The sequence below is a fragment of the Waterburya agarophytonicola KI4 genome (genome assembly GCF_020640915.1).
GTDB classification, from domain to species: Bacteria; Cyanobacteriota; Cyanobacteriia; order Cyanobacteriales; family Xenococcaceae; genus Waterburya; species Waterburya agarophytonicola.
This window is the reverse complement of record NZ_JADWDC010000067.1, coordinates 1-23,509: the sequence shown is the minus strand read 5'-3', so window position 1 is coordinate 23,509 and position 23,509 is coordinate 1. Positions and strand designations below refer to the sequence as shown.

The window sequence follows — 23,509 nt, the reverse complement described above, 5'->3', positions numbered from 1 at the left end:
TCCCACTAATAACACACTCATTCTTAGTGTAATTAATTTTGCCTAAGTACTTATTTTTGCTAATTCTCCATCAAAAACATCCACAAAACCAGTAATTAGAAATTTAGTCTAAGCACAAAATAATTTATTTTTCAGGTTGATAATAATACTGGCTAACAAAAAATTAAATTACACAGTGTTTATCTTTGAACAAAAACATATTTTTTTCAAATTAATTAATATTTTAATATTTTTTATTATTTCAAATAATCTTTCCAAAATGTTATTTTAAATCTTTTTTGGGGAACTATTAATAAAAGAGTCTCGTTATCTTAAGTTCTGGAGAACATTATCAATTATGAGTAAAGTTTTAGTAGTCGATGATAGTCTGACTGACCGTAGAACAACTACTACCTACTTAGAGCAAGCTGGTTTAAGCGTTATGGACGTAGAAAGCGCAGAGGAAGCTCTCGAAAAAGTAGGTCAATATCAACCCAACATAATAGTTTTAGATGTAGTTATGGGTGGCAAAAGTGGCTTTGAGTTATGTCGTACCCTCAAAGCAGATTTGGCTACCAAAAAAATTCCCGTAATTCTGTGTTCTTCTAAATCTACTGAAGCTGACAAAATGTGGGGAGATGTAGTGGGGGCAGATGCCTATCTTGCTAAACCAGTCAACCGCGATGAACTGATTGACAAAGTACAGCAACTTATTGCTAGTTAAAATTATTCCAACGACATAATGTTAAGCACATCTGCTAATTCTTTATCTCTGAATTTTGCTAGCAATACTGGCGTTCAGTCTGATTCCAAACAAGTCCGCAAGTTTTTACAATTTCAACTAGGAAAAACTGAAAAAAGTCATAAATCAGTTATTCAGGGTGATATTGCACTACTCGATGCAGAAATTGTTACAGAAGTAATTACTATTTCTCCAGAAGATATTTTACCTGTTCCTCAGATGTTTTATTGCGTCTTGGGTATTTATGGTTGGCGCAGCGAAATGTTATGGATTGTAGATTTAGAAAACTTGTTAGGATATCCACCTCCTTTAGATAACAATCAAACCAGTCGCGAACTTTTAGTCATGGTCATCCAAGTACAAGGACAGTCTATTGGTTTAGTTGTTTCGGGAATTGATAATTTAATAGAACATGATCTATCCAAGTTTAAATCTTCTTCAACAGAAATTTTCTCTGAAGATGTTTTACCTTTTTTACATGGATATTTTACCAGTGCTGAAAATGACATAATTATGCTCATTGATGCAGAAGAAATTCTTAACTTCTTTTCAATAAAAACAGAGTTCAACTACTCTCAGTAGCCAGTAATTTTATAGTTATTTCATTAGTTAATAAGACTAATTATTCGTAACAAATAATCAAGGAAAAAGTCAAATCATGGATTCGTCAAATACTTATCAAGAACAAAATATTTCTAATGTGCCAGTAGAATCTAATAGTTCCAAATCAGATTTAGTTCAAAAAATCAAAAAAAGTCTATATAAGCAAGAGCGCGATCGCCTGTGGAAAGTTACTAAACAAGTTCGCCAATCTACAAAACAACATGACTTCTTCAACAATCTAGTCAAGGTAGTACAACACGAATTAAAAGCAGATCGGGTTTTAATTTATCGTTTTACCAGCCAAAGTAGTGGAGAAGTTATCGCGGAAGCTTTGCTTCCTGGTTGGACGCCAGCTTTAAATGAAAATATTGCTTGTAATTGTTTTGGCGGTCAAAAAGCGCTGGACTTTAAAACTTGTGGGTTCATAGCGACTGAAGATCCCAGTCAATTGACTCCCTATCAAAAACAGCTACTAGAAAAATATCAAGTACAGGCTTCTTTAGCTTTACCTATTTTGATAGATTCTGTTTCCTCAGAAAATGATTATGAATTAAGTCAAGTCTGGGGTTTGATCGTAGTTCAACAGTGCGAACAACCCCGTCAATGGCAAGAAGATGAGATCAACTTGCTTTATCACTTGACTATGGAATTGACTCGTGTTTTGCAATCTCCTATATCTACAATCGAGTCTCATGGAAAACAAGACTTCATTATCGAACGACAGGAGTCTCTGCATCAATTAATGCAGCAAACTTTGCAAGAAATACGTCAAAACTTTAAAGCAGATCGGACTTGGATCTATGCTTATAATCTTGATGGTACTGGAGAAGTAATTACCGAATCAGTAGGAGATGATTGGCAACTCTCAGGTTCTGTTTTTGATTATGACGGTGTTTTAACTAGCGAAAATTGTCAATCTCAATATGTCGTCAATGATGTCTATAACCAAGGCTTTCCAAGCTGCCTAGTGGCTTCTTTTGAAGCAATAAATGCCAAATCTTACATAGCGATTCCGATCAAATCTGGCGATCGCTTGTTAGGAATTTTAGCTGTTTTTCAGAACTCTGCTTCGCGCAATTGGCGAGAGTCTGAAGTTGAGTTGATGCACAAATATAGTGCCAAAATTAGCTATGCAGTACAGCAAGTAAGTCTAATTCGCAATTCATCTTTTCAGGCAAAACAACTACAAAAATTCGCCACCGAAGATATTGTTACGGCAGTTAGCTCTCACGCCAAACAGTCTATGGAGCAAAAATTAGGACAAATTCGCGCTTTTATTCAAGCAGATCGAGTTCTAGTCTATGGATTTAACCCTGATGGTAGTGGAGAAATAATTGCCGAATCAGTAGATTCAGCTTGGACAAAAGCAGCCAACTCTTTCGACAATGATTGTTTTATTACTCCAGACAATTGTCAAGCCAAATATGTTGCTAACAATATTCACGAAAAAGATATTGCACCTTGCTTTATCGAACAGATAGAAGCATTCGAGGCAAAAGCTTATATTATAGTTCCGATTAAATCGGGCGATCGCTTGTTAGGAATGTTAGGAGTTTACCAAAATTCAGGAACTCGTAACTGGCAAGAATCTGAGATTCAATTGGTCATGGAATACGCACCCAAATTTAGTATTTCATTAAAACAAACAAGCGACCTCCGCACTCTCAAGTTTAATGCCAAGCAAGCAGAATTAATTTCCGAACAGGATTTCCTGACTTCCATCAGCCAAAATGCCGAACAAATGATGCAAAGTTGGCTAGATAAGATTCGGGGTTCGATGAAAATCGACCGTGCGGTAGTGTTTGCCTTCAATCCCGACTGGAGTGGCAAAATTTTAGCCGAATCGATGGGGACAAAATGGAAATCTGCGGGTTCAATCTTAGATTATGACTTCCATTTTAAAGGCGGAAATTTTGAGCCTTATTATATTGCCAATAACGTGCAAACTAAAGGACTTGCACTGGCAGTTTTAGAGAAGTTTGAGGCAATAGAAGCTCAAGCCTATATCATCGTGCCAATTCATAGTAACAACCAGCTAATGGGACTTTTGGCAGTTTATCAAAACTCTGCTCCAAGAAATTGGCAAGAGTCTGATATCCAACAGTTGCAAGGATATGCTTCTCGTTTTGTAAAACCCCTGCAACAAACTTCTTACCTTAGAAATGCTCAATTCCAAAATCAACAAATGGAACAAGCATTTAAAAGAGAAAGAGGTCTATCCAAAATTCTCGAAAAAGTACGCTTATCTAAAGATGAAAAAGCAGTCTGGCAAATTGCTACCGATGAAGGCAGAAAAGTCTTAGGTGTAGACCGAGTTTCTATTTATCGTTTTAACCGCGACTGGAGTGGTAATTTTGTCGCAGATTCAGCCGCCCCTGGATGGTCTGACTTGACTAAAATTATTCCCTTTATCGAAGATACTTTCCTCCAAAATACCAAAGGCGGTCGCTATAAAAATGGCGAAAGCTTTGCAGTAGAAGATATCTATCTTCAAGGTCACAAACAGTGTCATATTGAACTGCTCGAACAGATGGAAGCCAGGGCTTATGTGCTTGCACCGATCTTTATTGCGGATAAAGATATGTTTGGTAGCAAAAAACTGTGGGGCTTGATTGGTTGTTATCAAAATACTGGCGCGCGTCGCTGGCAAGATTATGAGGTAGACAGCTTAAGAACTCTTGGTTTGCAAGTAGGAATTGCCATGCAGCAGATTAACTCCATAGCAAAGCTACAAAAACAATCAGAGTTAGAAAAAGCCAGTAGCAAAATCAGCGAGCAAATTCGTAAAGCAAAAGATATTGACGAAGTTTTCAAAGTAACTACTCAAGAAGTTCGTCAAGCAATCAATGTAGACCGTACGGTAGTTTATCAATTCAATCCTGATTGGAGCGGTCAAGTAGTAGCAGAATCGGTTGCTAGTGGTTGGGTTTCTCTGCTAGTAGAACAAACTGAAGATGAAGTATTGAGTGGTAATCGGACTGGCAGCGATCGCTGTATCCTGCGTAAGTGGTCGACAGAAGACATCGTGGAAACTGATACTTACCTCCAAAAAACCAAAGGTAGTAAATACTTCACTGGTAAGAAATATACAGCAGTTGATGACATTTATCAGAAAAAGTTTCCCGACTGCTATATTCAATCTCTAGAAAAATATCAAGCTAAAGCTTATATTATCGCTCCGATTTTCCAAGGCGAAAAACTATGGGGATTATTAGGAGTTTATCAAAACTCTGGTCCTCGGGATTGGCAAGAATTAGAAGCCGATCAAATAGCTCAGTTAGCCAATCAACTAGCGATCGCTATTCAACAAGTCGATTACTACGATCGATTGCGAGCTCAATCAGAAGACTTGACTAAAACAGTGGCTAGGGAAAAAGCTGCTAGAGAAGAATTACAAAAACAAGCCCTAGATATTCTCAAAACTGTTAGACCTGCATTTAGTGGAGATTTAACAGTTCGAGCTAAAGTTACCGAAACAGAAATTGGTACGGTAGCAGGAGCATACAACACTACTTTAGATTCTTTGAAAGGAATTGTAGAACAAGTACAAATCGCAGCCCTGCAAGTAACACAAACTACTGGTTCTAGTAGTTCTGCCATCAAAGGATTGTCCGTCCAATCTGAAAGGCAATTAGAAGAGTTGCAGCAAGCCTTAGATCGAGTCCAAGCGATGATCGATGCTTCGACGGTAACTACTGAAAATGCTCAAAAAGTAGAAATAGCGATCAAACAAGCTAACCAAACCGTAATGTCTGGCGACGAAGCAATGAACAATACTGTAGATAGTATTGCAAGTATTCGCGAAACCGTAGCTGATGCGGGCAAACGAGTCAAACGCCTGAGCGATTCTTCTCAAAAGATTTCTAAGGTAGTTAGCCTTATTAGTAGTTTTGCTACTCAAACTAATCTATTAGCCCTCAATGCTGCTCTAGAGGCAACACGAGCGGGAGAATATGGTAAGGGCTTTGCGGTAGTAGCGGATGAAGTTCGCAATTTATCTTTGCAATCTACCGAAGCCACCATCGAGATTGAGAAACTAGTTAAAGAAATTCAAGAGGAAACTCAAGAAGTTGCTGCTGCTATGGAAGCAGGAGTCGAACAGGTAGCAGAAGGAACAAATTTGGTCAATGAAACTCGTGAAAGCTTAAATGAAATTGTGATTGCCACCGCAGAGATTCAAGGTTTAGTTCAGGGTATTACCAGTGCTGCCAATGTCCAAACTCAAGAAGCGGCATCTGTGACCCGGGTGATGGGACAAGTAGCGGAAATCGCTAATGAAACTTCTCAGGATTCGAGTAGAATCTCTGTTTCTTTTGAGCAACTAGAGCAACTGGCACAAAACTTACAGGCTAGTGTATCTCAGTTTAAGGTCAAGTAAGGATAGTTACGCTCTAACTATAGATTCTGGAATAGACAGTTTCTATTCCAGAATTTCAATCTTTATATTACTAAACTATATATTAGAAAATATTCGACGATGATTACCGACCCCAGTATTCGCGACCAAGCCTATCAATACTTTTTAGAAGAAGCTCCCGAACTATTAGAAACTATCGAACAGGAACTATTTGCCATCAATGATGGTGATATAGAATTAAGAGATCGCCCTTTGCGAGTCAATCAGCTGATGCGAGCCACTCATACTCTCAAAGGAGGTGCGGCTAATGTGGGGTTGGAAACAATCAAAACTGTCGCCCATTCGATGGAAGATGTTTTTAAAGCTCTGTATAATCCTGAGTTGGTAATCGACCATCAGACCAAAAAATTACTTTACGCCAGCTACGACTGTCTCAGAATTCCTTTAACGGCAGAATTTAGCAAAGCTCCCATCGATCGCGAAGAAATTCTCAATCGTGCTGCGGGTATTTTTGCTGAATTGACGGAAATCTTTGGCGATTATCTCAGCGATCAGGATGCTTTTCCTACTTCCGAAGAATTAGGTTTGGATGTAGTGGAATCTTTCTTTGAATCTGTTGTTCCCGAGAGGATTCAAGAATTATCCGTGGCTTTATCCCAAGGCGAGCCAGGAAATATGATGGATGTCTTGCAATCTCAGGCAGAGATATTTTCAGCTCTATCAGAATCTCTTAATTTATCTGGTTTGGGAGAAATCGCCCAAACAATTTTAACTGCTTTAGAAGTTAATCCTGACCTGGTTAAAGAAATTACCGAAGCGGCGATCGCCAATTTTCGACAAGCACAACAGCAAGTAATGGAGGGAGATCGCGATCGAGGAGGAGAGCCTTCTGCCGAATTAAAGCAATTCACGGAAAAATTAGATGTCAGCGATCTTAGCTTAGCAACCACTAACAACGAAGCATTATTTTCAGAAGATGAAATATTTGCTATGGCGGGAGAAGCTATCGAAGATAATACTGAAGATGAAAATACTGCCGATATGTTCGGCTCCGAATCCTTAGTAGGTGAGTTTAGCCAGGGTTTTGAATCTGAATTTAATGACACTGAAGATGAAAATGCTACCGATATGTTCGGCTCCGAATCTTTAGTAAGTGAGTTTACCCAAAATTTTGAATCTGAATCAGATCGCTGGGAGTTTGAGAATAATGATAATGATGATTCTGGAGAATTAACAACCCAGATTTGGGGAGAGGAAGAAGTAGAGTCTCTCTCTCAAAAATCCGTCGAGTCAACTCCAAAGAACAACCAGGCATCATCTACTTCGATTGTTCCGACTGTTCCTACAGAAGTCTTTAAACCTAAAAACAAAACTGCCCCAGCCCAAGAAATATCTACTAGAGATGTCAGAAAATCAAGGTTTGGTTCTTCTAAACAAAAACAAGATCAGCAAACTAATCAACAAAAAGTTAATAAGACAGTTCGGGTTAATCTAGATTCTCTAGAAAAATTAAACGATCTAGTTGGGGAATTATTAATTAATCAAAATAGAAATGTTCTAAAAGACGAGCGTATTGGGGGATTTGTAGAACAGTTACTAGACAAAATTAGCTATAGCGAGCAAATAGTCAACGAATTAATCGAAGTTGTTGACGAGGTCTGTTTATCTCCCCAGCAACAGCAACTTCTATTGGAATTACCTGGCAAGCTAAACAATATTACCCATTCTCCCCGTAAAGACTATAAATCTGTTCTACCTGATAGTGAATTTCAAAGTGCAGAAGCTAGACTGAACAAACTTTTAGAACTGACCGGTAACAGTAATTCAGAACTAGTCAATATTGCCGAAAAAATTAGAAATCATAATAAACAGGCACAACGAGATACTCAAAAACAACAGCGAATGTTGTTAAATATGAGAGATGAATTGATTGAAACTAGAATGTCTCCCATTGGCAGACTGTTTAATCGCTTCCCTCGCTTACTCAAGCAGCTTTCTGTGACTCACGATAAAAAGGCCGAACTCAATATTATTGGCAGTCATATTCTGATTGATAAAACTATTGAAGAAAAGCTGTACGATCCTCTCTTACACTTAGTTCGTAACTCCTTCGACCACGGTTTGGAAAAACCCGATGAAAGAATGCAAACAGGAAAACCAGAAACAGGAACGGTTTTCTTAAGAGCTTACTATCAGGGTAGTCAAACCGTCATTGAAGTTGGAGATGATGGTAAGGGAATTAACATTGAAAGAATCAAACAAACGGGAATTGAGAAAAAATTAATTACTCCAGAGCAAGCAGCGGTTACTTCCCCATCACAACTCCTAGAGTTATTATTTGAACCAGGTTTTTCTACTGCTGACAAACTTAGTGACTTATCTGGTAGAGGAGTCGGCATGGATGTAGTACGTTCTCAAGTTGAAGAAATGGACGGTACAATCTCCATTGAGTCTACTGCTGGTAAAGGAACGACTTTTTCTCTGCAAATTCCTTTAACCTTGACTATCGCCAAATTAATGCTTACCGAAGCTGCTGGGATGACCTATGCTCTATTAATTGATGCGATCGAAAGAATTATTTTACCCACCTCTAAAGAAGTTCAAATTTTTGAGGGACAAAAAATATTACATTGGAAAACTAAAGATGATGTAGAAATGATTCCCGTACGTCAATTATCAAAAATGATTGAATATCCACGCACTATATCTAAATTACAAGAATCAGAATCTAGTCTGAATAATCCGATTTTGCTCTTGCGTCGTCAAAATGGTTTTGTCGGACTTGAAGTTGATCGGGTATTGGGAGAACAAGAATTAGTTATTAGACCCCTAGGTAGTGCGATTATTCCTCCAAGATATATTTATGGCTGTAGCGTGCTTAAAGATAGTAGTCTTACTTTGGTAGTAGATGGGGCAGCATTACTCAAAGATTCTCAATATCGCAGTAATGCCATGAGTCAGCAAGCCTTTTTGGGCGGTAATAGTTTCCCAGCATTACCTAGTAATTCTCTAGAGACGCCACATTTGCCCCCTGCTGGGGTATCTACCTCTATTGAAACTCTACCTCAGACTCTGTTGGTTGTAGATGATTCTAATAGTCTTCGCAGAACAATTGCCATGTCTTTAGAGAAAGTCTGCAAACAAGTCCTTCAAGCAGATAATGGGATCAATGCCTTAACCGAACTAAAAAAATCAGGAAAAGTTGAACTAGTCGTTTGTGATTTGGAAATGCCTTTGATGAATGGCTTTCAGTTTCTCAAAGCTATTAGCAATAATCCTGAATATAAAAAACTGCCAGTGATTATATTAACCTCTCGCGATAGCGACAAGCATCGGAAAATGGCTTTAGAACTTGGTGCTGTAGCCTATTTAGTCAAACCTTGTCCAGAGCAAGAATTAATAAGTACGATCGCGCAAGTGATACAATCTAAACAAAATAATTAAGATTTTAGAATTCACGTTTCGATCTTTTCAATTTTATAAAGTGGGCAAGACTCACTTTATAAAGTTGAAATGTTTTAGACCTTCGAGTATGCCCCCCGCACAAGCAGATTGAGCGAGGTAAAGATTGTTGTTTTTGCACTCTTCATACCACTGAACCAATTCGGGTTTGGCGTTGCCAACAATTAAACCTTTTTCCTCTCCTTGAAACATAGAAATATCATTGCCAGAATCACCACATACTATAGTTTTCTCAGCAGAAATATCCCATCTTTGGCGTAAAAACTTGACCGCTAAACCTTTATCTCCATTTCTAGGTAATAAATCTAAATCTTGACCAGCGCTGTAAATAATTTTGACCTTGAAACCATTTTCACCCAAGGTAGCTTTAAGTTTAGCAATAGTTTCTCTGGCTACTGCTTCGGCTAAATAGTAGCTTATTTTGAAAGGATTTTGTTCGGATTTGGGTTGAGATTGCAATTCTTCAAACTGACTAGCGATGGCAACTATTTCTGCTCTATTCCATCCTTGAGACAGAATTTTTGCCCATTCTGGGTCATATTTCTCATGATTTCGGTCGAAATACATTTCCGTCCCTACTGAGGTGATTAAAGCATCTGGTGTCAGCAAAGATTTTGCTTCTGCTAATAAGCGATACAAATAAAGCGATCGCCCTGTAGCGTAGACAATTTTGCTATTGTATTCTTGACGATGACTAGCTAATTCCTGATTGAGACGAGTTAAAGCAGCATCATCACCAACTAATGTATTGTCTAAATCAGTTACAAATAAAAACGGACTCATATTAGGGGCATTCATAAGAAATAGTCAAATTAAAAAGTCGCAATATTGAATTCTCAATATACATAACTAAGTAAACACCTTATTCGATAAATTAGGCAAAAAAATGTTTGATACTATGGCATTTTACTATTTAACTAAAATTGAATTTATCTTAGTGTAGTCGAAGTTCTGCGATTTGACCCTTTACAACTGCGGACACAAACTGGTTAGCTGGAAAGTGGTTTAGTTAAATCGTATTTTTATGCCAGCAAGAGGACTCAGATTTTGGGTGTAGAACTTCGTAGTTATGTATATTTAGATAGATTACAATCTCAGCACGCAGCTTATATTGGCACGGTATCTTTAGGATTTCTACCCTTACCAGGAGACGCTTCTTTATGGATTGAAATTTCTCCTGGTATCGAAATCAATCGTATTACCGATATCGCCCTTAAATCTGCGGTAGTTCGCCCAGGAGTCCAATTTGTCGAAAGGCTTTATGGACTATTGGAAATTCATGCCAGCAAACAAGGAGAAGTTAAAGCAGCAGGGAGAGCTATTTTAGAAGCATTGCAAGTTAGACAACAAGATAGTTTAAAGCCCAAGGTAGTTTCCAGCCAAATTATTCGTAATATCGACCCCTATCAAGCACAATTAGTCAATCGCGATTGTCGGGGACAAATGCTCTTGGCAGGACAGACTTTATATGTTCTAGAGGTACAACCCGCAGCCTATGCCTCTCTAGCTGCTAATGAAGCGGAGAAAGCAGCCTTAATTAATATTCTCAAGGTAACAGCGATCGGCAGCTTTGGTAGGCTATATTTGGGAGGAGAAGAAAGAGACATTATCGCAGGATCTCAAGCAGCTTTAGCAGCGATCGAAAACGTTCGAGGAAGAGATACCCTTCATCTAAAAAATAATGAATAGTTTGGTTCTGTCCCTCAAACGGGGGATAATAGATCGAGCAACTGAGATTTAGGCGATCGCGAGGCAAGTAGATTTGTGGCAAATATTGAGCATCTAGCAAAATTAAAACAGGGTGCAGACAGTTGGTTAAAGTGGCTCGCTCGCAGCAATCAAAAAGTAATCGATTTAACCAACGCAAATTTACAAAATCTTAATTTAGCCCAAGTTTATTTGGTCAAAGCTAATTTAACAGGTGCAGATCTCACTAATTCTTTGTTATGTCAAGCAAATCTAACGGGAGCCAATTTAACAGCAGCAGAATTAATTGATGCCAATTTAACTAAAGCAAACTTAACAGGAGCTAATTTACAATCAGCTTATTTAATTGATGCAGATTTGACCCAAGCGAATTTAATCGGCTCAGATCTTAGATTTGTTCGGGGAAGATCAGCTAATTTTCATTCGTGCAATTTAATTGGGACTTCTTTGCGTCAAGCACAGCTACGTCAAGCAAATTTTACTGAAGCTAGGCTCAATCGTACCAACCTCAGCGAGACGGCTTTGGCTGAGGCTAGCTTTGATTTGGCAGATTTGTCAGGAGCAAACTTATTTGAATCTGAGTTGCAATCGGCTAGTTTTTATCGAGCGAATCTTCATCGCGTCAGTGCAGTTTCCGCTTATCTAAGTCACAGTTATTTTTTTGCTAGCAATCTATCAGAAGCTAATTTAACTAGATGCGATTTGCGCTGGGCAAATTTAAGTTACGCCAATCTTCAAAGCGCAAATTTAGATCGGGCTAAACTGCGGGGTATAAATTTAAAAAACGCGAACTTAACAGGAGCAAACCTTAGGGGGGCAAATCTTAGGGGGGCAAACTTGACCAAAGCCAATCTCTGTCAGGTTAACCTCAAAGGTGCAGATATTGAGGGTACGATCTTTAATAAGGCAGTTCTTACCGAAACGATTATGCCTGATGGAACGGTACATTATTAATTAATAATTAGTGATAAGTAATTAAACTATATAGGGTTTGACTCCTGAAGTATCTACGTTGCGGAGTAGCCTGGCTATTTTTGCTTTTGATTTTGGTTCGATCCAGTCTGGTGCAATTTCAGCTAGAGGTACGAGTACAAAAGCACGTTCTATCATTCGAGGATGGGGAATAGTTAAATTGGGAGTATTTAAAATTAAATCTCCATACAATAGCAAATCTAGATCCAAAGTTCTCGGCTGTAATGCACCTTTGTTTGTTCTGCCAAACTGAATTTCTGTGGCTTGCAAAACATTTAACAATTCTTCGGGGGTTTGTCGTGCAGAGAGTAAAGCACAACCATTGAGATAATCTGGCTGAGATTGAGGCGTTCCCAAAGGTTCTGTCTGATACCAGCTAGAAGTAGCCTTGAGAATGATGCCAGGGATTTGATTTAATGCCGAGAGAGATTTTGTCAAAATCTCTAACGAGTTACCCTGGTTACTGCCTAAAGCGATCGCACAATCTACCATAATTAATTATCCCCAGCATCAATAACATCGATCTTACCACTTAAGAAAAATTGACAGAAAAATTGACTTTCTCAGGATAAAAGTGGACGAATCAAAATTTTTGCCTTACAAAACAAACAGAACTATTCCAGAAATTCACTTAATCATTAAATTTTGCTCGTAGGTCACTCTAGGTTAATCATGGGGAAATACGATTGCCTAGATAGAGCATTGTCCCTATTTTGCACCCTTTATCAAAGCTTATGATTGTCTCCCAACTGTGTGTTTATCCGATTAAATCTTGTCAAAGAATCGATCTATCACAAGCAGAAGTTAACACCAAGGGTTTTCTTGGGGATCGAGAAATGATGCTCATCTCTGGTAGTGGTAAGTTTATAACTCAAAGACAATTTCCCCAATTAGCGAAGGTTCGAGTGGAAATTGCCGATGGAGATATTACTCTAAGTCTAGAAGATGGCAGTTTTCCTAGTTTGACTTTTACAGCTATTATAACAGGAACAACTATCGAAGTGGAAATTTGGCGCGATCGCCTACAGGCAATTGACCAAGGAGATCTGGTTGCAGCTTGGTTTCATCAACTATTAAATCTAGATCGAGACAAAGTTTGTCGTCTAGTCAAACAATCTCCAGAATATACTCGTCTTGCAGCTAAAAACTATCCTAGTGAAGACAATATTCCTCTTGGCTTTCTCGATAATTATCCTGTAATGTTGACAGCTACGGCTTCTTTACAAGAGTTGAATCAAAGAATTACTGAGATTCATCTGTCTCAAAAACAAGTCATTCCTATGAACCGTTTTCGACCTAATATTGTCATTAATACTACCGAACCTTTTATCGAAGATCGCTGGAGTTTAATTCAAATTGGCGAGATCGAATTCACTGTAGCCAAACCTTGTAGTCGTTGTATCATGACCACAATCGACCAACAACAAGGTCAAAAAAATCAATTAAAAGAACCCCTCAATACACTAGGAACTTTTAGACAGTTAAGCGAACAAGGGGTGATGTTTGGCATGAATATGATTCCCAAAAATCAGGGAATCATGAAGTTAGGCGATCGCCTAAAAGTTTTGGAAACTAGATCTTAGATCTTGATCTTAATCGTCTGCTTCTGCTATGGGCTGTGCTGCTGCATTTTGAGCAGCAATAATAGCGCGTTTTTTAAGTTTGATAGTCAGATAACGAATTGTATCTTCACTCAAGCGCATCATTCTTTCTAAAGGAGCGATTTGACTGCCATCAGCATCGTAATTTACCTGAACGTAAATACCGTCTAGATATTTACCAACAGAATAAGCCAGTCTTCTTTTTCCTTTAATTTGAACTTCAAGGTTTTCTGCACCGTTTTCAGTCAGAAAGTTTTGATATTTGGTTACAGCTTCTCCTACGAGCTCTTCAGAGAGATCGGGGCGAAGAATATACATCATTTCGTAGCTACTACTCATTTTTATGGTTTCTCCTTGTGGACGATAAAGGCTTCTAATAGTTTTTTGCCGTACAATTGAGCAAACAATATAAAAGAAGCAAGGATTTACAATCTTACTATTACTTAACGCTCAATTACCAGTCTTTTGATTTGTCTTGGGCAGATTAACTTAAAATTGAGCTAACTTAAAGCATCATTGTAAAGTAAACTTTGAGTTTAATTTTAATTGATTCCTATTTCTGAATTTTGTTATGGCACAGCGCTATGTCCGCATAAAAACCGATCGCGAGCAAGTTTACTATGGTTTGCTACAGGCTAATCGTAGCGTAGCTGTATACGATGCTCCGCCTTGGCTGGGAGGACAAGCAACGGACTTGGAACAGGAATTGGATACTTATCAATTACTGGCTCCTTGCGTACCTTCTAAAATTGTAGCGGTAGGCAAAAATTACCTCAAGCACGCAGCAGAAATGGGAACGCCCGTACCAAAAGAGCCGTTGTTGTTTCTTAAACCACCCACAACCATTATTGCTGACGGTCAAAATATTAATTATCCTTCCCAGTCACAACGAGTCGATTATGAAGGGGAATTAGCTTTGATAGTAGGCGATCGTTGTCACCAGATTAGTCCCGAACAAGCAGCTAAGAGTATCTGGGGCTATACAATTGCTAACGATGTCACAGCCAGAGATTTACAAAAGAAAGACGGACAGTGGACGAGAGCTAAAGGATTTGATACTTTTTGTCCTTTAGGGCCTTGGATTGTGCGAGAATTGAGTGTGGAGGCCAAAATTAAAACTTTTCTTAATAATAACGATATTCCTCAGCAATCTGCCTCTATTGGCGATATGGTATTTTCTCCAGAAGTTTTGGTTGCTTATATTTCTCAAATTATGACTTTGACTCCTGGGGATATTATTTTGACGGGGACTCCTGAAGGTATTGGTGCAATGCAGCAGGGAGATAATGTAAGAGTTGAAATTGAAGGTATTGGCTGTCTATCCAATCAAGTTGTTTAATAATTGACTTGTATAGGGATCTATCAACTGCTAACGTACTTGTTCGTAAACAAATTTAGAAAATGAAGGAATTTCGGGATATTTTCCTAAAGCGCATTGAACCATGCAATAAATACAAGCAGGCATAACTACTAAAAAAACCACCATACCAATTATATTCAGCCCGCCAAGGGTCCCAAAAACAATTTGAATTAGAGATATAGCAATGCCAATTAATATTGATTGCATGGTATTAAAACGAATAAAATAGCTGATTTTTTGATTCTGCACTACAGCCAGGATGAGAATAAAAAATATAACTATCCCACCAAAGCCACCAGGAATAATTCCATAAATTATCATTACAGGAATGAGAAGTATTGATAAAAAATCGAATACGGGAGACAAAGCAGGAATTATGGTCGCCAAACCCAATCCCAAAGCCACTACATCTGCTAAAGCCAAAAGATATACAATTGCACCAAAAAAACGGTCTTTATTATCTGCTAGTGCATACCGTCCCATAACAGTTGTCTCCTAAAATCACAAATTAATTTGTCTGATGTAGATTTTAGGATAACGCAAACTATCAATTTATTAGTTTACTTGGGTAACATTAAAACCCATTTGACATTTATAAATTTTCGCTTGTCTTGGAGTAGATTGTTGTAAAGCCTTGCCACACCCCAACTGACCTCTGCGCCATCGAGGTAAACCATTGCGATCTGCCATCAAGCAATTGGGACAAACTTGGCTGGCTGATAAAATTTGCTCATCTGTAATCATAACTATCACGTTGGTTAATCCTCCAGAAGTTTTATCGATATACTTCTATTTTAGATTTTTTAAAATCATTGTTGCTATTCGTGCCATATAGCTTAACAGTAAGGGAGTCAAACTTGTAGTCGCTTTTTTGACCAAACGAGTTGAGATTTGCAAATCGATAAATCTAAATTATTAAAGCTCTAACGATGATATCTGCCAAGGAAAATAATTCACCACCAATTCCGCTAATAAATAAAATCATAAATAAAGCCAGTCCAATTTTAGAGCGTCCCAAAGCTTTCATTTCAGGGATAATTTCGCTTGCCACATGATAGCCATCAAGAGGAGGAATAGGAATTAGATTAAATAAACAAAGAACAAAATTAAATCTGGCAATTATATAAAAGAATTCTAAACTAACAATTTTATTCCAATCAAAATATAACGACAAATTAATTACTAACATTGCCAACATTCCTAAAGCAATATTAGTTAGAGGGCCAGCAGCAGAAACTAAAATACTGCCCCATTTGGGATGGCGAAATTTACTAGGATTGACTGGCATTTGTCCCCAAGCAATACCTGCCAAAAGTAAGAAGAATATCGAATGTATTCCCATATGAACTAAGGGATTCATTGTCATATGTCCTTTGATAACAGGAGTATCATCTCCTTGAAAAATCGCAGCAATTCCATGTCCTAGCTCGTGCAAAGAAATAGAAATAATTAAAATAGTAACAACTCTAAGGTAGAAAATAGGGTCGCTCGATAAATATTGAAGAAACATAATTAAAAAATTGTTAAAGATTTATGATATTTGATTTATGATATTTATTTATCCCTCAATTCATTTATATAAATTATTATCGAACCCACTTACGATCGCGCTCACAAAAATAAAAGACAAGCGATCGTTAATTATGGGAAAATAATTCCAGTGCAATGATCTCAGGGACGATGGTTTTTAGCGGTCACTGAAATTAGATAGCATGGAGATTAATTATCAACACAAACAATAGAAACGAATAGTGACTCAAAATAATTTAGATTTTCTCGCTCAAACAGATCCAGCAATTGCCGAGATAGTCGATTTAGAATTAAAACGCCAGCGATCGCATTTAGAGTTGATTGCCAGCGAAAACTTCACCTCTCCCGCAGTTTTAGCTGCCCAAGGTTCGGTATTGACCAATAAATATGCTGAGGGTTTGCCAGGAAAACGCTACTATGGTGGGTGCGAATTTGTTGATCGCGCAGAGCAATTAGCGATCGACCGTGCTAAAGAGTTATTTGGTGCAGCAGGGGCAAACGTTCAACCCCACTCTGGAGCGCAAGCAAACTTTGCGGTATTTCTGACTCTACTAAAGCCTGGAGATACGATTATGGGTATGGATTTGTCCCACGGCGGACACCTAACTCATGGCTCTCCTGTAAACGTTTCGGGAAAGTGGTTTAAGGTAGTTCAGTATGGCGTAAATAAAGATACCGAACAGTTAGACTTCGAGCAAATTAGAGAAATTGCCCTCAAAGAACGTCCCAAACTCATTATTTGCGGTTATTCAGCTTATCCTCGTACGATAGATTTTGTTAAATTTAGAGAAATTGCCGATGAAGTTGGCGCGTATTTATTAGCAGATATTGCCCATATAGCTGGTTTAGTAGCTAGCGGTCATCATCCTAACCCTATCCCGCACTGCGATGTAGTCACTACCACTACCCACAAAACTTTACGAGGCCCTAGAGGCGGTTTGATTTTGACCCGCGATGCCGAACTAGCCAAAAAACTTAATAAATCAGTCTTTCCTGGCACGCAAGGAGGCCCGTTAGAACATGTAATTGCAGCTAAAGCAGTAGCGTTTGGAGAAGCCCTCAAACCAGAATTTAAGGAATACTCCGCCCAAGTAATTGCCAACGCCCAAGCTATGGCAGAAGCGTTTAAAGCCAGAGATATTAAGCTGGTTTCCGACGGTACGGATAATCATTTAATTTTGGTCGACTTGCGTAGTATTAGCATGACTGGTAAAAAAGCAGATGCTTTAGTCAGTCAAGTCAACATCACTGCCAACAAAAACACCGTTCCTTTCGATCCCGAATCTCCTTTTGTTACTAGCGGGTTGCGCTTGGGTTCTCCTGCAATGACCACTAGAGGCATGGGTACGTCAGAATTTCAAGAGATAGCCAACATTATTACTGACAAACTACTCAGTCCTGAAGACGAAACAGTTCAAAATAACTGTTTGAATCGAGTAGCTAATTTGTGCGATCGCTTTCCTTTATACCCCTATCTACAAATTCCCCTTCCAGCCAAGATCTCAGGCTAGACAAACAGCAACATCTAGTTATAATTTATGGCTGTGGTGTTGCTAAATTACTAACACTCCTTATATTCTTACTAGCCGTTCGAGAACGCCTAAACTCAGATGCCCATTCAGCTTTATCATCTGATTGCCTTCCTAGTCTCTATGACTGTTGTTTTGTGGACTATACCCGATGTTAAAACCCTTGGTCTGAAGCTAGGTATAGTAGATCGACCAAACGCTAGGAAGATTCACAAAAACCCCGTTGTCCGTGTAGGCGGGGTTTCTATTTTTGCAGGTACGATTGTTGCTCTTGTCATGGTTTGGCTTTTAGGCGGATTTTCTGCTTTGCCACCCCACAAGGTAAAAGAAATTTGGGTAGTTATCATTGGTAGTATCCTGTTCTTTGGCATTGGTTTTGCCGACGATTTATTTAACCTCACTCCTATTTCACGATTGTTGATGCAATTTGCCGTAGCAACTGCTTGTTGGTATATGGGAGTCCGTATTGATTTTGTATCATTTCCTGTCTATTCCCTAATCAAAATTTATTGGTTGAGCTTGCCGATTACGGTTATCTGGCTGGTAGGGATGGCTAATGCTATCAATTGGATTGATGGCGTAGATGGATTGGCTGCGGGAGTTTCGGGAATTGCCGCTTTTGTCATGCTAGTAGTTACCCTCTTTATGAATCAACCTGCTGCTGCTTTGATTGCTGCTGCTTTAGCTGGAGGAGCATTAGGCTTTTTACGCTACAACTTTAATCCCGCCCAAATCTTTATGGGAGATGGGGGAGCATACTTTATGGGATTTACCCTCGCAGCAGTCGGAATTGTCGGTTTGGTCAAAACTACTGCCATTACCGCGGTAGTATTACCCTATTTGATTTTGGCAGTGCCAATTATTGATATGTCGGCAGTGATCTTCTCTCGGATCTGGAAAGGTAAATCACCGTTTATTGCCGATAAAAGCCATCTTCATCATTGGTTGCTCAAATCTGGTATATCCCAGCGTCAAACAGTTTTGTTTATTTATAGTCTTACTTTTTGGGTGGGCAGTTTAGCTCTAGGTTTTTCTAATATTCCTAGTGGTTGGGGTTATGCGATCGGTGCAACAATGTTATTGTCATGGCAGGTTTGGCAAGTTTGGCAAGTTTGGCGAGCTACTCACAGTAGTAATAGATAGATAATAAAATAAATGAGCGCGGAAGTTATTTGTATTGGAACAGAATTGCTCTTGGGAGATATTTTAAATACTAACTGTCAGTATTTAGCTCAAGAGTTAGCTAATTTGGGCATACCTCACTACTATCAAACTGTTGTTGGGGATAATGTATCCCGTATTCATCAAGTATTAGATACTGCTATTAGTCGCTCCTCTATTTTAATTTTTACTGGTGGCTTAGGTCCAACTCCCGACGATCTAACGACAGAAACAATTGCCAGTTTTTTTGATACTCCCTTATACGAAGATCCTCAAATCATTCAAGATATCAGTCGCAAGTTTGCCAGCGTAGGGCGAGAAATGACTCCTAGCAACCGTAAACAAGCTCTTATACCTCAAGGTGCGATAACTTTACCCAATCCTACAGGTACAGCCCCAGGCATCATTTGGCAGCCAAAAGAAGGTATTACCATAATGACCTTCCCTGGAGTTCCTTCAGAAATGTATCGAATGTGGCAAGATACGGCGGTTTCCTTCCTCAAAAGCCAAGGTTGGGGCAAAAGTACGATCTACAGTGAAATGATGCGTTTTAGGGGCATTGGTGAATCTGCTCTAGCAGAAAAGGTGGTTCATTTATTTGATTCGGATAATCCTACGGTTGCACCCTATGCAGGAAAGGGAGAAGTAAGACTACGAGTGGCAGCCAAAGCTGATTCTCAAGCTGAGGCAAAAGCTCTGATTGAGCCAGTAGCTAACGAAATTAAAAATATTGCAGGGCTAGATTATTTTGGCAGCAATGAAGATACCCTTACTTCTGTAGTTGGCAAACTTTTGCAAGATGCCAACCAAACTCTTAGCGTTGCTGAATCTTGCACGGGAGGAGGATTGGGGGCAATGCTCACAGAAATACCTGGTAGTTCTAGTTATTTTTTGGGGGGAGTAATTGCTTATGCCAACCGAGTCAAAAAAAATATGTTGAATGTTAATAGCCAAGATTTAGTCGAACAGGGCGCAGTTAGCGGTGCTGTAGCCGAGCAAATGGCTTTGGGGGTTAAAAATCTTTTACAGACCGATTGGGGCATCGGAATTACGGGAATAGCTGGCCCTGATGGAGAAACAGAAACTAAACCTGTAGGTCTAGTTTATATTGGAGTTGCAAACCCTGAAAATAAAACTATTAGCCAACAATATCGTTTTGGGTCTACCAGAGGAAGAGAGCTAGTACGCTGTTTAAGTTCTTACTCCGCTTTAGATCTATTGCGACGCATCTTAATCAAACGCAAATAAAAACAATTAGATGTTCCCGACTAACTAGGATCTAGCTTTGTTTTACTATGAAGCCAATCGTAAATACGGTCCAATTCTTCTAAGGTAATTAGTCCATATTGCCAAAGAATCATGGGCATGGGGGCAGTACGATCTTCTACTGCTTTATCCAGAATTTTTAGGGAATCGCTGGAGAGAGAGAGTTCTTCTTTTAAAAAGGTAACAAATTTGGCATATATGACTGGCTTCATAGTTGTATTCCTGGAGTCTGGGTTTTTGTTAGGTCATGGATTGTGTTAGTGGTTAAAGAGTAATAATGGAAGTCACTACTCAATAAAAGATCAATATTTCTATTGAATTTTTACTATTGTTGGAGATAAATTAAACTTTGTCAGTGTTTTAGATCGCAAATAATTAAAACTTCATCTTTTTCTTCGCGATCGCTTTATATAAAATTCCCAGAAACAAATTTAGGACTTATATAATGACACATATTAGTCTGTAAAATCACTTAATTTTGTCAAGTACAGAAAATATAATATTTTACTCGTCTGCTTTTACTCCATCGGTGGATAGAAATATAGTTTCAGATGCTTGTTAAGCATATATTAAATCAATCATCGTTAATTATCGTTGAGCAATATTACTAACTATTAATTTTTTCAATTATTAATATTAGGTATTGTTACTTGTTTAATTATTCTGTTGTTGAAGAGAATCCAAGTGCTTAATTAATATTTTATTGTTGATTTCTATGCCTAATTCTTCTGCCCTGCCTCCTCGAAGTTCAATTACGTTATCGACTAGAGCTTCAGGACCATATATCGGACAGGGTTCGGTAGTACAAGGGGGGACATCTGCTGCAATTCCGACAATGCGATCGCCATTAAGAAAAATCATATCTAAAGATATGGGTACGTTTTTCATCCAAAAGCGAGCATTTCGTTCCATACCAAAAGGGAATAACATTCCCCTATTATCTCCTAAAGATTCGCGAAACATTAACCCTATGCCTTGTTGTTCTGGAGAGCTAGCTACTTCTAGTTGAATAGTTTCTCCTCCAATTTTAGCCATAGCAGTTATAGGCAATGTTTGTCCTTGTTTTACTTCCTCTGAAGCATTGGCAATGGTTTTTCTAGCATCAGTTAAAGTCGAACAACTAGATAATAGTACTAATAATACAATGCTTAAATTTAGCTTAAGTTTCATGTAATAATCGATCGCTAATAGTCAATTCTAGGATTCTCTTAAAACGTATCCAATACCTCGAACGGTTTGAATTAATCTTTTTTTGTTTTGGCTTTCTATTTTAAGTCTTAAATAGCGAATATAAACTTCTATCACGTTTGATTCTCCACGATAATCGTATCCCCAAACATTTTCAATGATCTCTTCTCTAGTCATTACTTGCTGAGGATTAGACATCAAATATTTCAGCAATTCAAACTCTTTCATCGTCAGATCGATAACTTTATCTGTTCTAATAATCTGACGAGTAGTTAAGTCTAAAACTAATTCGCCAAATCTCAGCTGTTCGGGAATATCGACTTCAGCTTGAAGATAAAGATTAATTTGTTCTAATAATTTTTCTCGATGGTATGATTTCAATAAATAATCGTCCGCACCTGCTTCCAAACAAGCAACCCTTTCTTCTACGGTTTCTTGTTCCACCAACATCAAGATCGGAATTCTTTCTCCTGCTTCTCTCAATTGATGGCAGAGATTGAATCCCAATTGTCCTGTTAAAGCCCGATCTACAATCAGCATAACTGGCTGATGAAGACTTAGCTTTGTCCAACCTTTTTGAACTTTCTCTAGTATCGGCTGATAACCAGCAGTTTGTAAATCTAAGCTAGCCTGTTGGGCATATAGATTATCGGTTAACAATAAAATGGAAGAATTGAGATTGGTAATCTTAGCAGTCATAACTTTCTAGGGACGCTCAATCTAACGCCTTCAAAGATTAGGGTAGCTCAACTGAGGTTGGTTTGGCGATATGGGGCAACCCCCAGCCTAGTTTTTCTCTTAAAATACGGAAAAACTCAGGGGATTGCAAGCGAATAAAACGAGCAGGATAGATAGACTTTTCTACCTGAATATGGTCTTCAGGCAAAATGTAACATCCTCCATTACCATCAACTACCATTACCATCCGATTGGGAGTAGCGGGAAATACTTTGACAGATTCGCGATCGCTAAATACCAAAGCACGAGATGCTAAAGAATGGGGACAAATTGGTGCAAGCTGCAATACGGGAACCTCTGGAGTCACCACGGGGCCTCCCGCGCTTAATGAATAAGCTGTTGAGCCTGTAGGAGTCGAAATTATAATGCCATCTGCTGCTACATCAACTGGTGCGTGTTCGCCAATTTGTACCTCAAAATGACACATGCTAGTCAATGGTTCTCGATGTAATACCATTTCATTAAGACTGAGAGCTTCCCAGAGCAAAGTTTCTTTACGAAAGGCTCTTACCGCTAACATCGACCGTTCTTCTATTTTATAATCTTCAGCCAATAACTTATCTATAGATTCGTCTAGATGACTGAGATAACTTTCGGTCAAGAAACCCATGTGACCTGTATTAATCGTCAGCAAAGGTATACCATAAGGAGCAAGTTGTCTGAAGGCAGATAGAACTGTACCATCGCCGCCTAGAACTATAGCAAATTTGACATCTGGGTCAAAATTGGCAGGAGTTAGAAGATCTATTCTGGTATGACACACGGGACTATTAGGAGCCGAATATTTTAATATTCCTCCAACACCCGTTGCCGTGCGGACATCCCACCCCGAAACAGTAAGTTTTTCTTTTATTTCTGATGCAACTTTGCAAGCTATTGGTTTTATATCGTTATAAATAATGCCTGCTTTTGGCTTTGGCACAGCTAACTCTATCCTGTACTAATCTGGTCTTTGTTTGAACCGCTTGATTAACCGCTAATAGCTAATAGCCAATTAATCGAAAGTAATCATTAAATTATTATCTTCTAGCCTATCGTGGCGGAGTCAAAAATCATAATCTAGTTTGCCTAAGATCGAAAGTAATTTTGCTGTTGTTGAAAGAAAATTAAGCCCTTTAATAAAATAAACCCCTCTAAACAAAGGGGTTTATCTAGAACCTTATTTCGTTCGATCAACTAGTGAGCTACAAAATGATAGCTATTAGTGCAAATTCTCTGTTGATTTTTACAGCGCGTTACCACGTGGTAGTACTTCTTCAGGGAATTCAAAGTTTTGATGTGGTTGGTCTTGTGTTGCCATCCATGCTCTTAGAC

General features: G+C 38.6%; 21 protein-coding genes and 1 pseudogene. 11 read left to right on the top strand and 11 right to left on the bottom strand.

The features are described 5' to 3' along the window. Positions 1-337: 337 nt before the first annotated feature. The 4 genes from I4641_RS19270 (at position 338) to I4641_RS19255 (ending at position 9,125) form a co-directional block, all read left to right on the top strand. Complete coding sequence (locus I4641_RS19270) at positions 338-703, top strand: response regulator transcription factor (RefSeq protein WP_229642210.1); 366 nt, start codon at positions 338-340, stop codon at positions 701-703. An 18-nt stretch (positions 704-721) separates the two neighbouring features. Beyond that, the gene (locus I4641_RS19265) at positions 722-1,303 is read left to right on the top strand and encodes a chemotaxis protein CheW (RefSeq protein ID WP_229642209.1); all 582 of its coding nucleotides are present in this window, start codon (positions 722-724) and stop codon (positions 1,301-1,303) included. Positions 1,304-1,379: 76 nt separating this feature from the next. After that, positions 1,380-5,702: a GAF domain-containing protein gene (locus I4641_RS19260; RefSeq protein ID WP_229642208.1), complete on the top strand. Its 4,323-nt coding sequence runs from the start codon at positions 1,380-1,382 to the stop codon at positions 5,700-5,702. Between the two features lie 99 nt (positions 5,703-5,801). Beyond that, positions 5,802-9,125: a hybrid sensor histidine kinase/response regulator gene (locus I4641_RS19255; RefSeq protein ID WP_229642207.1), complete on the top strand. Its 3,324-nt coding sequence runs from the start codon at positions 5,802-5,804 to the stop codon at positions 9,123-9,125. A gap of 51 nt (positions 9,126-9,176) precedes the next feature. Here the strand turns inward: I4641_RS19255 and I4641_RS19250 are convergent, their stop codons facing one another. Next, a complete protein-coding gene (locus tag I4641_RS19250; RefSeq protein WP_229642206.1) occupies positions 9,177-9,941 on the bottom strand; it encodes a sucrose-phosphate phosphatase in 765 nt (254 codons plus the stop codon). 249 nt (positions 9,942-10,190) lie between these two features. Here I4641_RS19250 and ccmP point away from each other — a divergent pair, with 249 nt between their 5' ends. Beyond that, the gene (gene ccmP, locus I4641_RS19245; RefSeq protein ID WP_229642205.1) at positions 10,191-10,832 is read left to right on the top strand and encodes a beta-carboxysome protein CcmP; all 642 of its coding nucleotides are present in this window, start codon (positions 10,191-10,193) and stop codon (positions 10,830-10,832) included. 75 nt (positions 10,833-10,907) lie between these two features. Next, positions 10,908-11,804 (top strand): pentapeptide repeat-containing protein, encoded by an 897-nt coding sequence (locus tag I4641_RS19240; RefSeq protein ID WP_229642204.1) that lies wholly within the window; start codon positions 10,908-10,910, stop codon positions 11,802-11,804. A 21-nt stretch (positions 11,805-11,825) separates the two neighbouring features. On the opposite strand, the gene folK is transcribed toward I4641_RS19240, so the two are convergent. Beyond that, positions 11,826-12,314, bottom strand: coding sequence for a 2-amino-4-hydroxy-6-hydroxymethyldihydropteridine diphosphokinase (folK, locus tag I4641_RS19235; protein WP_229642203.1), 489 nt, complete (start codon positions 12,312-12,314; stop codon positions 11,826-11,828). Between the two features lie 242 nt (positions 12,315-12,556). Here folK and I4641_RS19230 point away from each other — a divergent pair, with 242 nt between their 5' ends. After that, on the top strand, positions 12,557-13,405 hold the full coding sequence (locus I4641_RS19230; RefSeq protein WP_229642202.1) for an MOSC domain-containing protein: 849 nt from the start codon (positions 12,557-12,559) through the stop codon (positions 13,403-13,405). A 9-nt stretch (positions 13,406-13,414) separates the two neighbouring features. On the opposite strand, the gene rpsF is transcribed toward I4641_RS19230, so the two are convergent. Continuing rightward, complete coding sequence (rpsF, locus tag I4641_RS19225) at positions 13,415-13,762, bottom strand: 30S ribosomal protein S6 (RefSeq protein ID WP_229642201.1); 348 nt, start codon at positions 13,760-13,762, stop codon at positions 13,415-13,417. Positions 13,763-13,994: 232 nt separating this feature from the next. Here rpsF and I4641_RS19220 point away from each other — a divergent pair, with 232 nt between their 5' ends. Continuing rightward, on the top strand, positions 13,995-14,762 hold the full coding sequence (locus I4641_RS19220) for a fumarylacetoacetate hydrolase family protein (RefSeq protein ID WP_229642200.1): 768 nt from the start codon (positions 13,995-13,997) through the stop codon (positions 14,760-14,762). A gap of 30 nt (positions 14,763-14,792) precedes the next feature. On the opposite strand, the gene I4641_RS19215 is transcribed toward I4641_RS19220, so the two are convergent. The 3 genes from I4641_RS19215 to I4641_RS19205 form a co-directional block, all read right to left on the bottom strand. Beyond that, positions 14,793-15,266, bottom strand: a complete 474-nt coding sequence (locus I4641_RS19215; protein ID WP_229642199.1) for a Tic20 family protein — start codon at positions 15,264-15,266, stop codon at positions 14,793-14,795. Positions 15,267-15,338: 72 nt separating this feature from the next. After that, the gene (locus tag I4641_RS19210; RefSeq protein ID WP_229642211.1) at positions 15,339-15,527 is read right to left on the bottom strand and encodes a hypothetical protein; all 189 of its coding nucleotides are present in this window, start codon (positions 15,525-15,527) and stop codon (positions 15,339-15,341) included. Between the two features lie 163 nt (positions 15,528-15,690). Beyond that, positions 15,691-16,293, bottom strand: coding sequence for a site-2 protease family protein (locus I4641_RS19205; RefSeq protein ID WP_229642198.1), 603 nt, complete (start codon positions 16,291-16,293; stop codon positions 15,691-15,693). 241 nt (positions 16,294-16,534) lie between these two features. Between I4641_RS19205 and glyA the strand changes: the two genes are divergently transcribed. The 3 genes from glyA (at position 16,535) to I4641_RS19190 (ending at position 20,251) form a co-directional block, all read left to right on the top strand. After that, entirely contained in the window at positions 16,535-17,824 is a 1,290-nt protein-coding gene (glyA, locus tag I4641_RS19200) for a serine hydroxymethyltransferase (RefSeq protein ID WP_229642197.1), read from the top strand. Between the two features lie 99 nt (positions 17,825-17,923). Further along, a complete protein-coding gene (locus I4641_RS19195; RefSeq protein WP_229642196.1) occupies positions 17,924-18,985 on the top strand; it encodes a glycosyltransferase family 4 protein in 1,062 nt (353 codons plus the stop codon). 12 nt (positions 18,986-18,997) lie between these two features. Next, positions 18,998-20,251, top strand: a complete 1,254-nt coding sequence (locus tag I4641_RS19190) for a competence/damage-inducible protein A (RefSeq protein WP_229642195.1) — start codon at positions 18,998-19,000, stop codon at positions 20,249-20,251. A gap of 20 nt (positions 20,252-20,271) precedes the next feature. Here the strand turns inward: I4641_RS19190 and I4641_RS19185 are convergent, their stop codons facing one another. From I4641_RS19185 to I4641_RS24290, 5 genes and pseudogenes are all read right to left on the bottom strand, one after another. Further along, positions 20,272-20,481 (bottom strand): DUF2949 domain-containing protein, encoded by a 210-nt coding sequence (locus tag I4641_RS19185; protein WP_229642194.1) that lies wholly within the window; start codon positions 20,479-20,481, stop codon positions 20,272-20,274. Between the two features lie 442 nt (positions 20,482-20,923). Next, positions 20,924-21,439, bottom strand: coding sequence for a DUF192 domain-containing protein (locus I4641_RS19180; protein ID WP_229642193.1), 516 nt, complete (start codon positions 21,437-21,439; stop codon positions 20,924-20,926). Positions 21,440-21,466: 27 nt separating this feature from the next. Beyond that, positions 21,467-22,156 carry a response regulator transcription factor NblR gene (nblR, locus tag I4641_RS19175; RefSeq protein ID WP_229642192.1) on the bottom strand — a complete coding sequence of 230 codons (690 nt, stop codon included), beginning with the start codon at positions 22,154-22,156 and terminating at the stop codon, positions 21,467-21,469. A 37-nt stretch (positions 22,157-22,193) separates the two neighbouring features. After that, the gene (locus tag I4641_RS19170) at positions 22,194-23,117 is read right to left on the bottom strand and encodes an NAD(+) kinase (RefSeq protein WP_229642191.1); all 924 of its coding nucleotides are present in this window, start codon (positions 23,115-23,117) and stop codon (positions 22,194-22,196) included. A gap of 303 nt (positions 23,118-23,420) precedes the next feature. Then, positions 23,421-23,509, bottom strand: a pseudogene (locus I4641_RS24290) (photosystem II protein D2); the annotation flags it as partial.

Bases quoted from the DNA above. Each gene is read 5' to 3' on its own strand.
- I4641_RS19250 (WP_229642206.1), bottom strand. From the start codon at position 9,941: ATGAATGCCCCTAATATGAGTCCGTTTTTATTTGTAACTGATTTAGAC.
- I4641_RS19270 (WP_229642210.1), top strand. From the start codon at position 338: ATGAGTAAAGTTTTAGTAGTCGATGATAGTCTGACTGACCGTAGAACA.
- I4641_RS19260 (WP_229642208.1), top strand. From the start codon at position 1,380: ATGGATTCGTCAAATACTTATCAAGAACAAAATATTTCTAATGTGCCA.
- rpsF (WP_229642201.1), bottom strand. From the start codon at position 13,762: ATGAGTAGTAGCTACGAAATGATGTATATTCTTCGCCCCGATCTCTCT.
- I4641_RS19230 (WP_229642202.1), top strand. From the start codon at position 12,557: ATGATTGTCTCCCAACTGTGTGTTTATCCGATTAAATCTTGTCAAAGA.
- folK (WP_229642203.1), bottom strand. From the start codon at position 12,314: ATGGTAGATTGTGCGATCGCTTTAGGCAGTAACCAGGGTAACTCGTTA.
- I4641_RS19180 (WP_229642193.1), bottom strand. From the start codon at position 21,439: ATGAAACTTAAGCTAAATTTAAGCATTGTATTATTAGTACTATTATCT.
- I4641_RS19265 (WP_229642209.1), top strand. From the start codon at position 722: ATGTTAAGCACATCTGCTAATTCTTTATCTCTGAATTTTGCTAGCAAT.
- I4641_RS19190 (WP_229642195.1), top strand. From the start codon at position 18,998: ATGAGCGCGGAAGTTATTTGTATTGGAACAGAATTGCTCTTGGGAGAT.
- I4641_RS19255 (WP_229642207.1), top strand. From the start codon at position 5,802: ATGATTACCGACCCCAGTATTCGCGACCAAGCCTATCAATACTTTTTA.
- I4641_RS19205 (WP_229642198.1), bottom strand. From the start codon at position 16,293: ATGTTTCTTCAATATTTATCGAGCGACCCTATTTTCTACCTTAGAGTT.
- I4641_RS19185 (WP_229642194.1), bottom strand. From the start codon at position 20,481: ATGAAGCCAGTCATATATGCCAAATTTGTTACCTTTTTAAAAGAAGAA.
- I4641_RS19220 (WP_229642200.1), top strand. From the start codon at position 13,995: ATGGCACAGCGCTATGTCCGCATAAAAACCGATCGCGAGCAAGTTTAC.
- I4641_RS19215 (WP_229642199.1), bottom strand. From the start codon at position 15,266: ATGGGACGGTATGCACTAGCAGATAATAAAGACCGTTTTTTTGGTGCA.
- I4641_RS19195 (WP_229642196.1), top strand. From the start codon at position 17,924: ATGCCCATTCAGCTTTATCATCTGATTGCCTTCCTAGTCTCTATGACT.
- I4641_RS19210 (WP_229642211.1), bottom strand. From the start codon at position 15,527: ATGATTACAGATGAGCAAATTTTATCAGCCAGCCAAGTTTGTCCCAAT.
- nblR (WP_229642192.1), bottom strand. From the start codon at position 22,156: ATGACTGCTAAGATTACCAATCTCAATTCTTCCATTTTATTGTTAACC.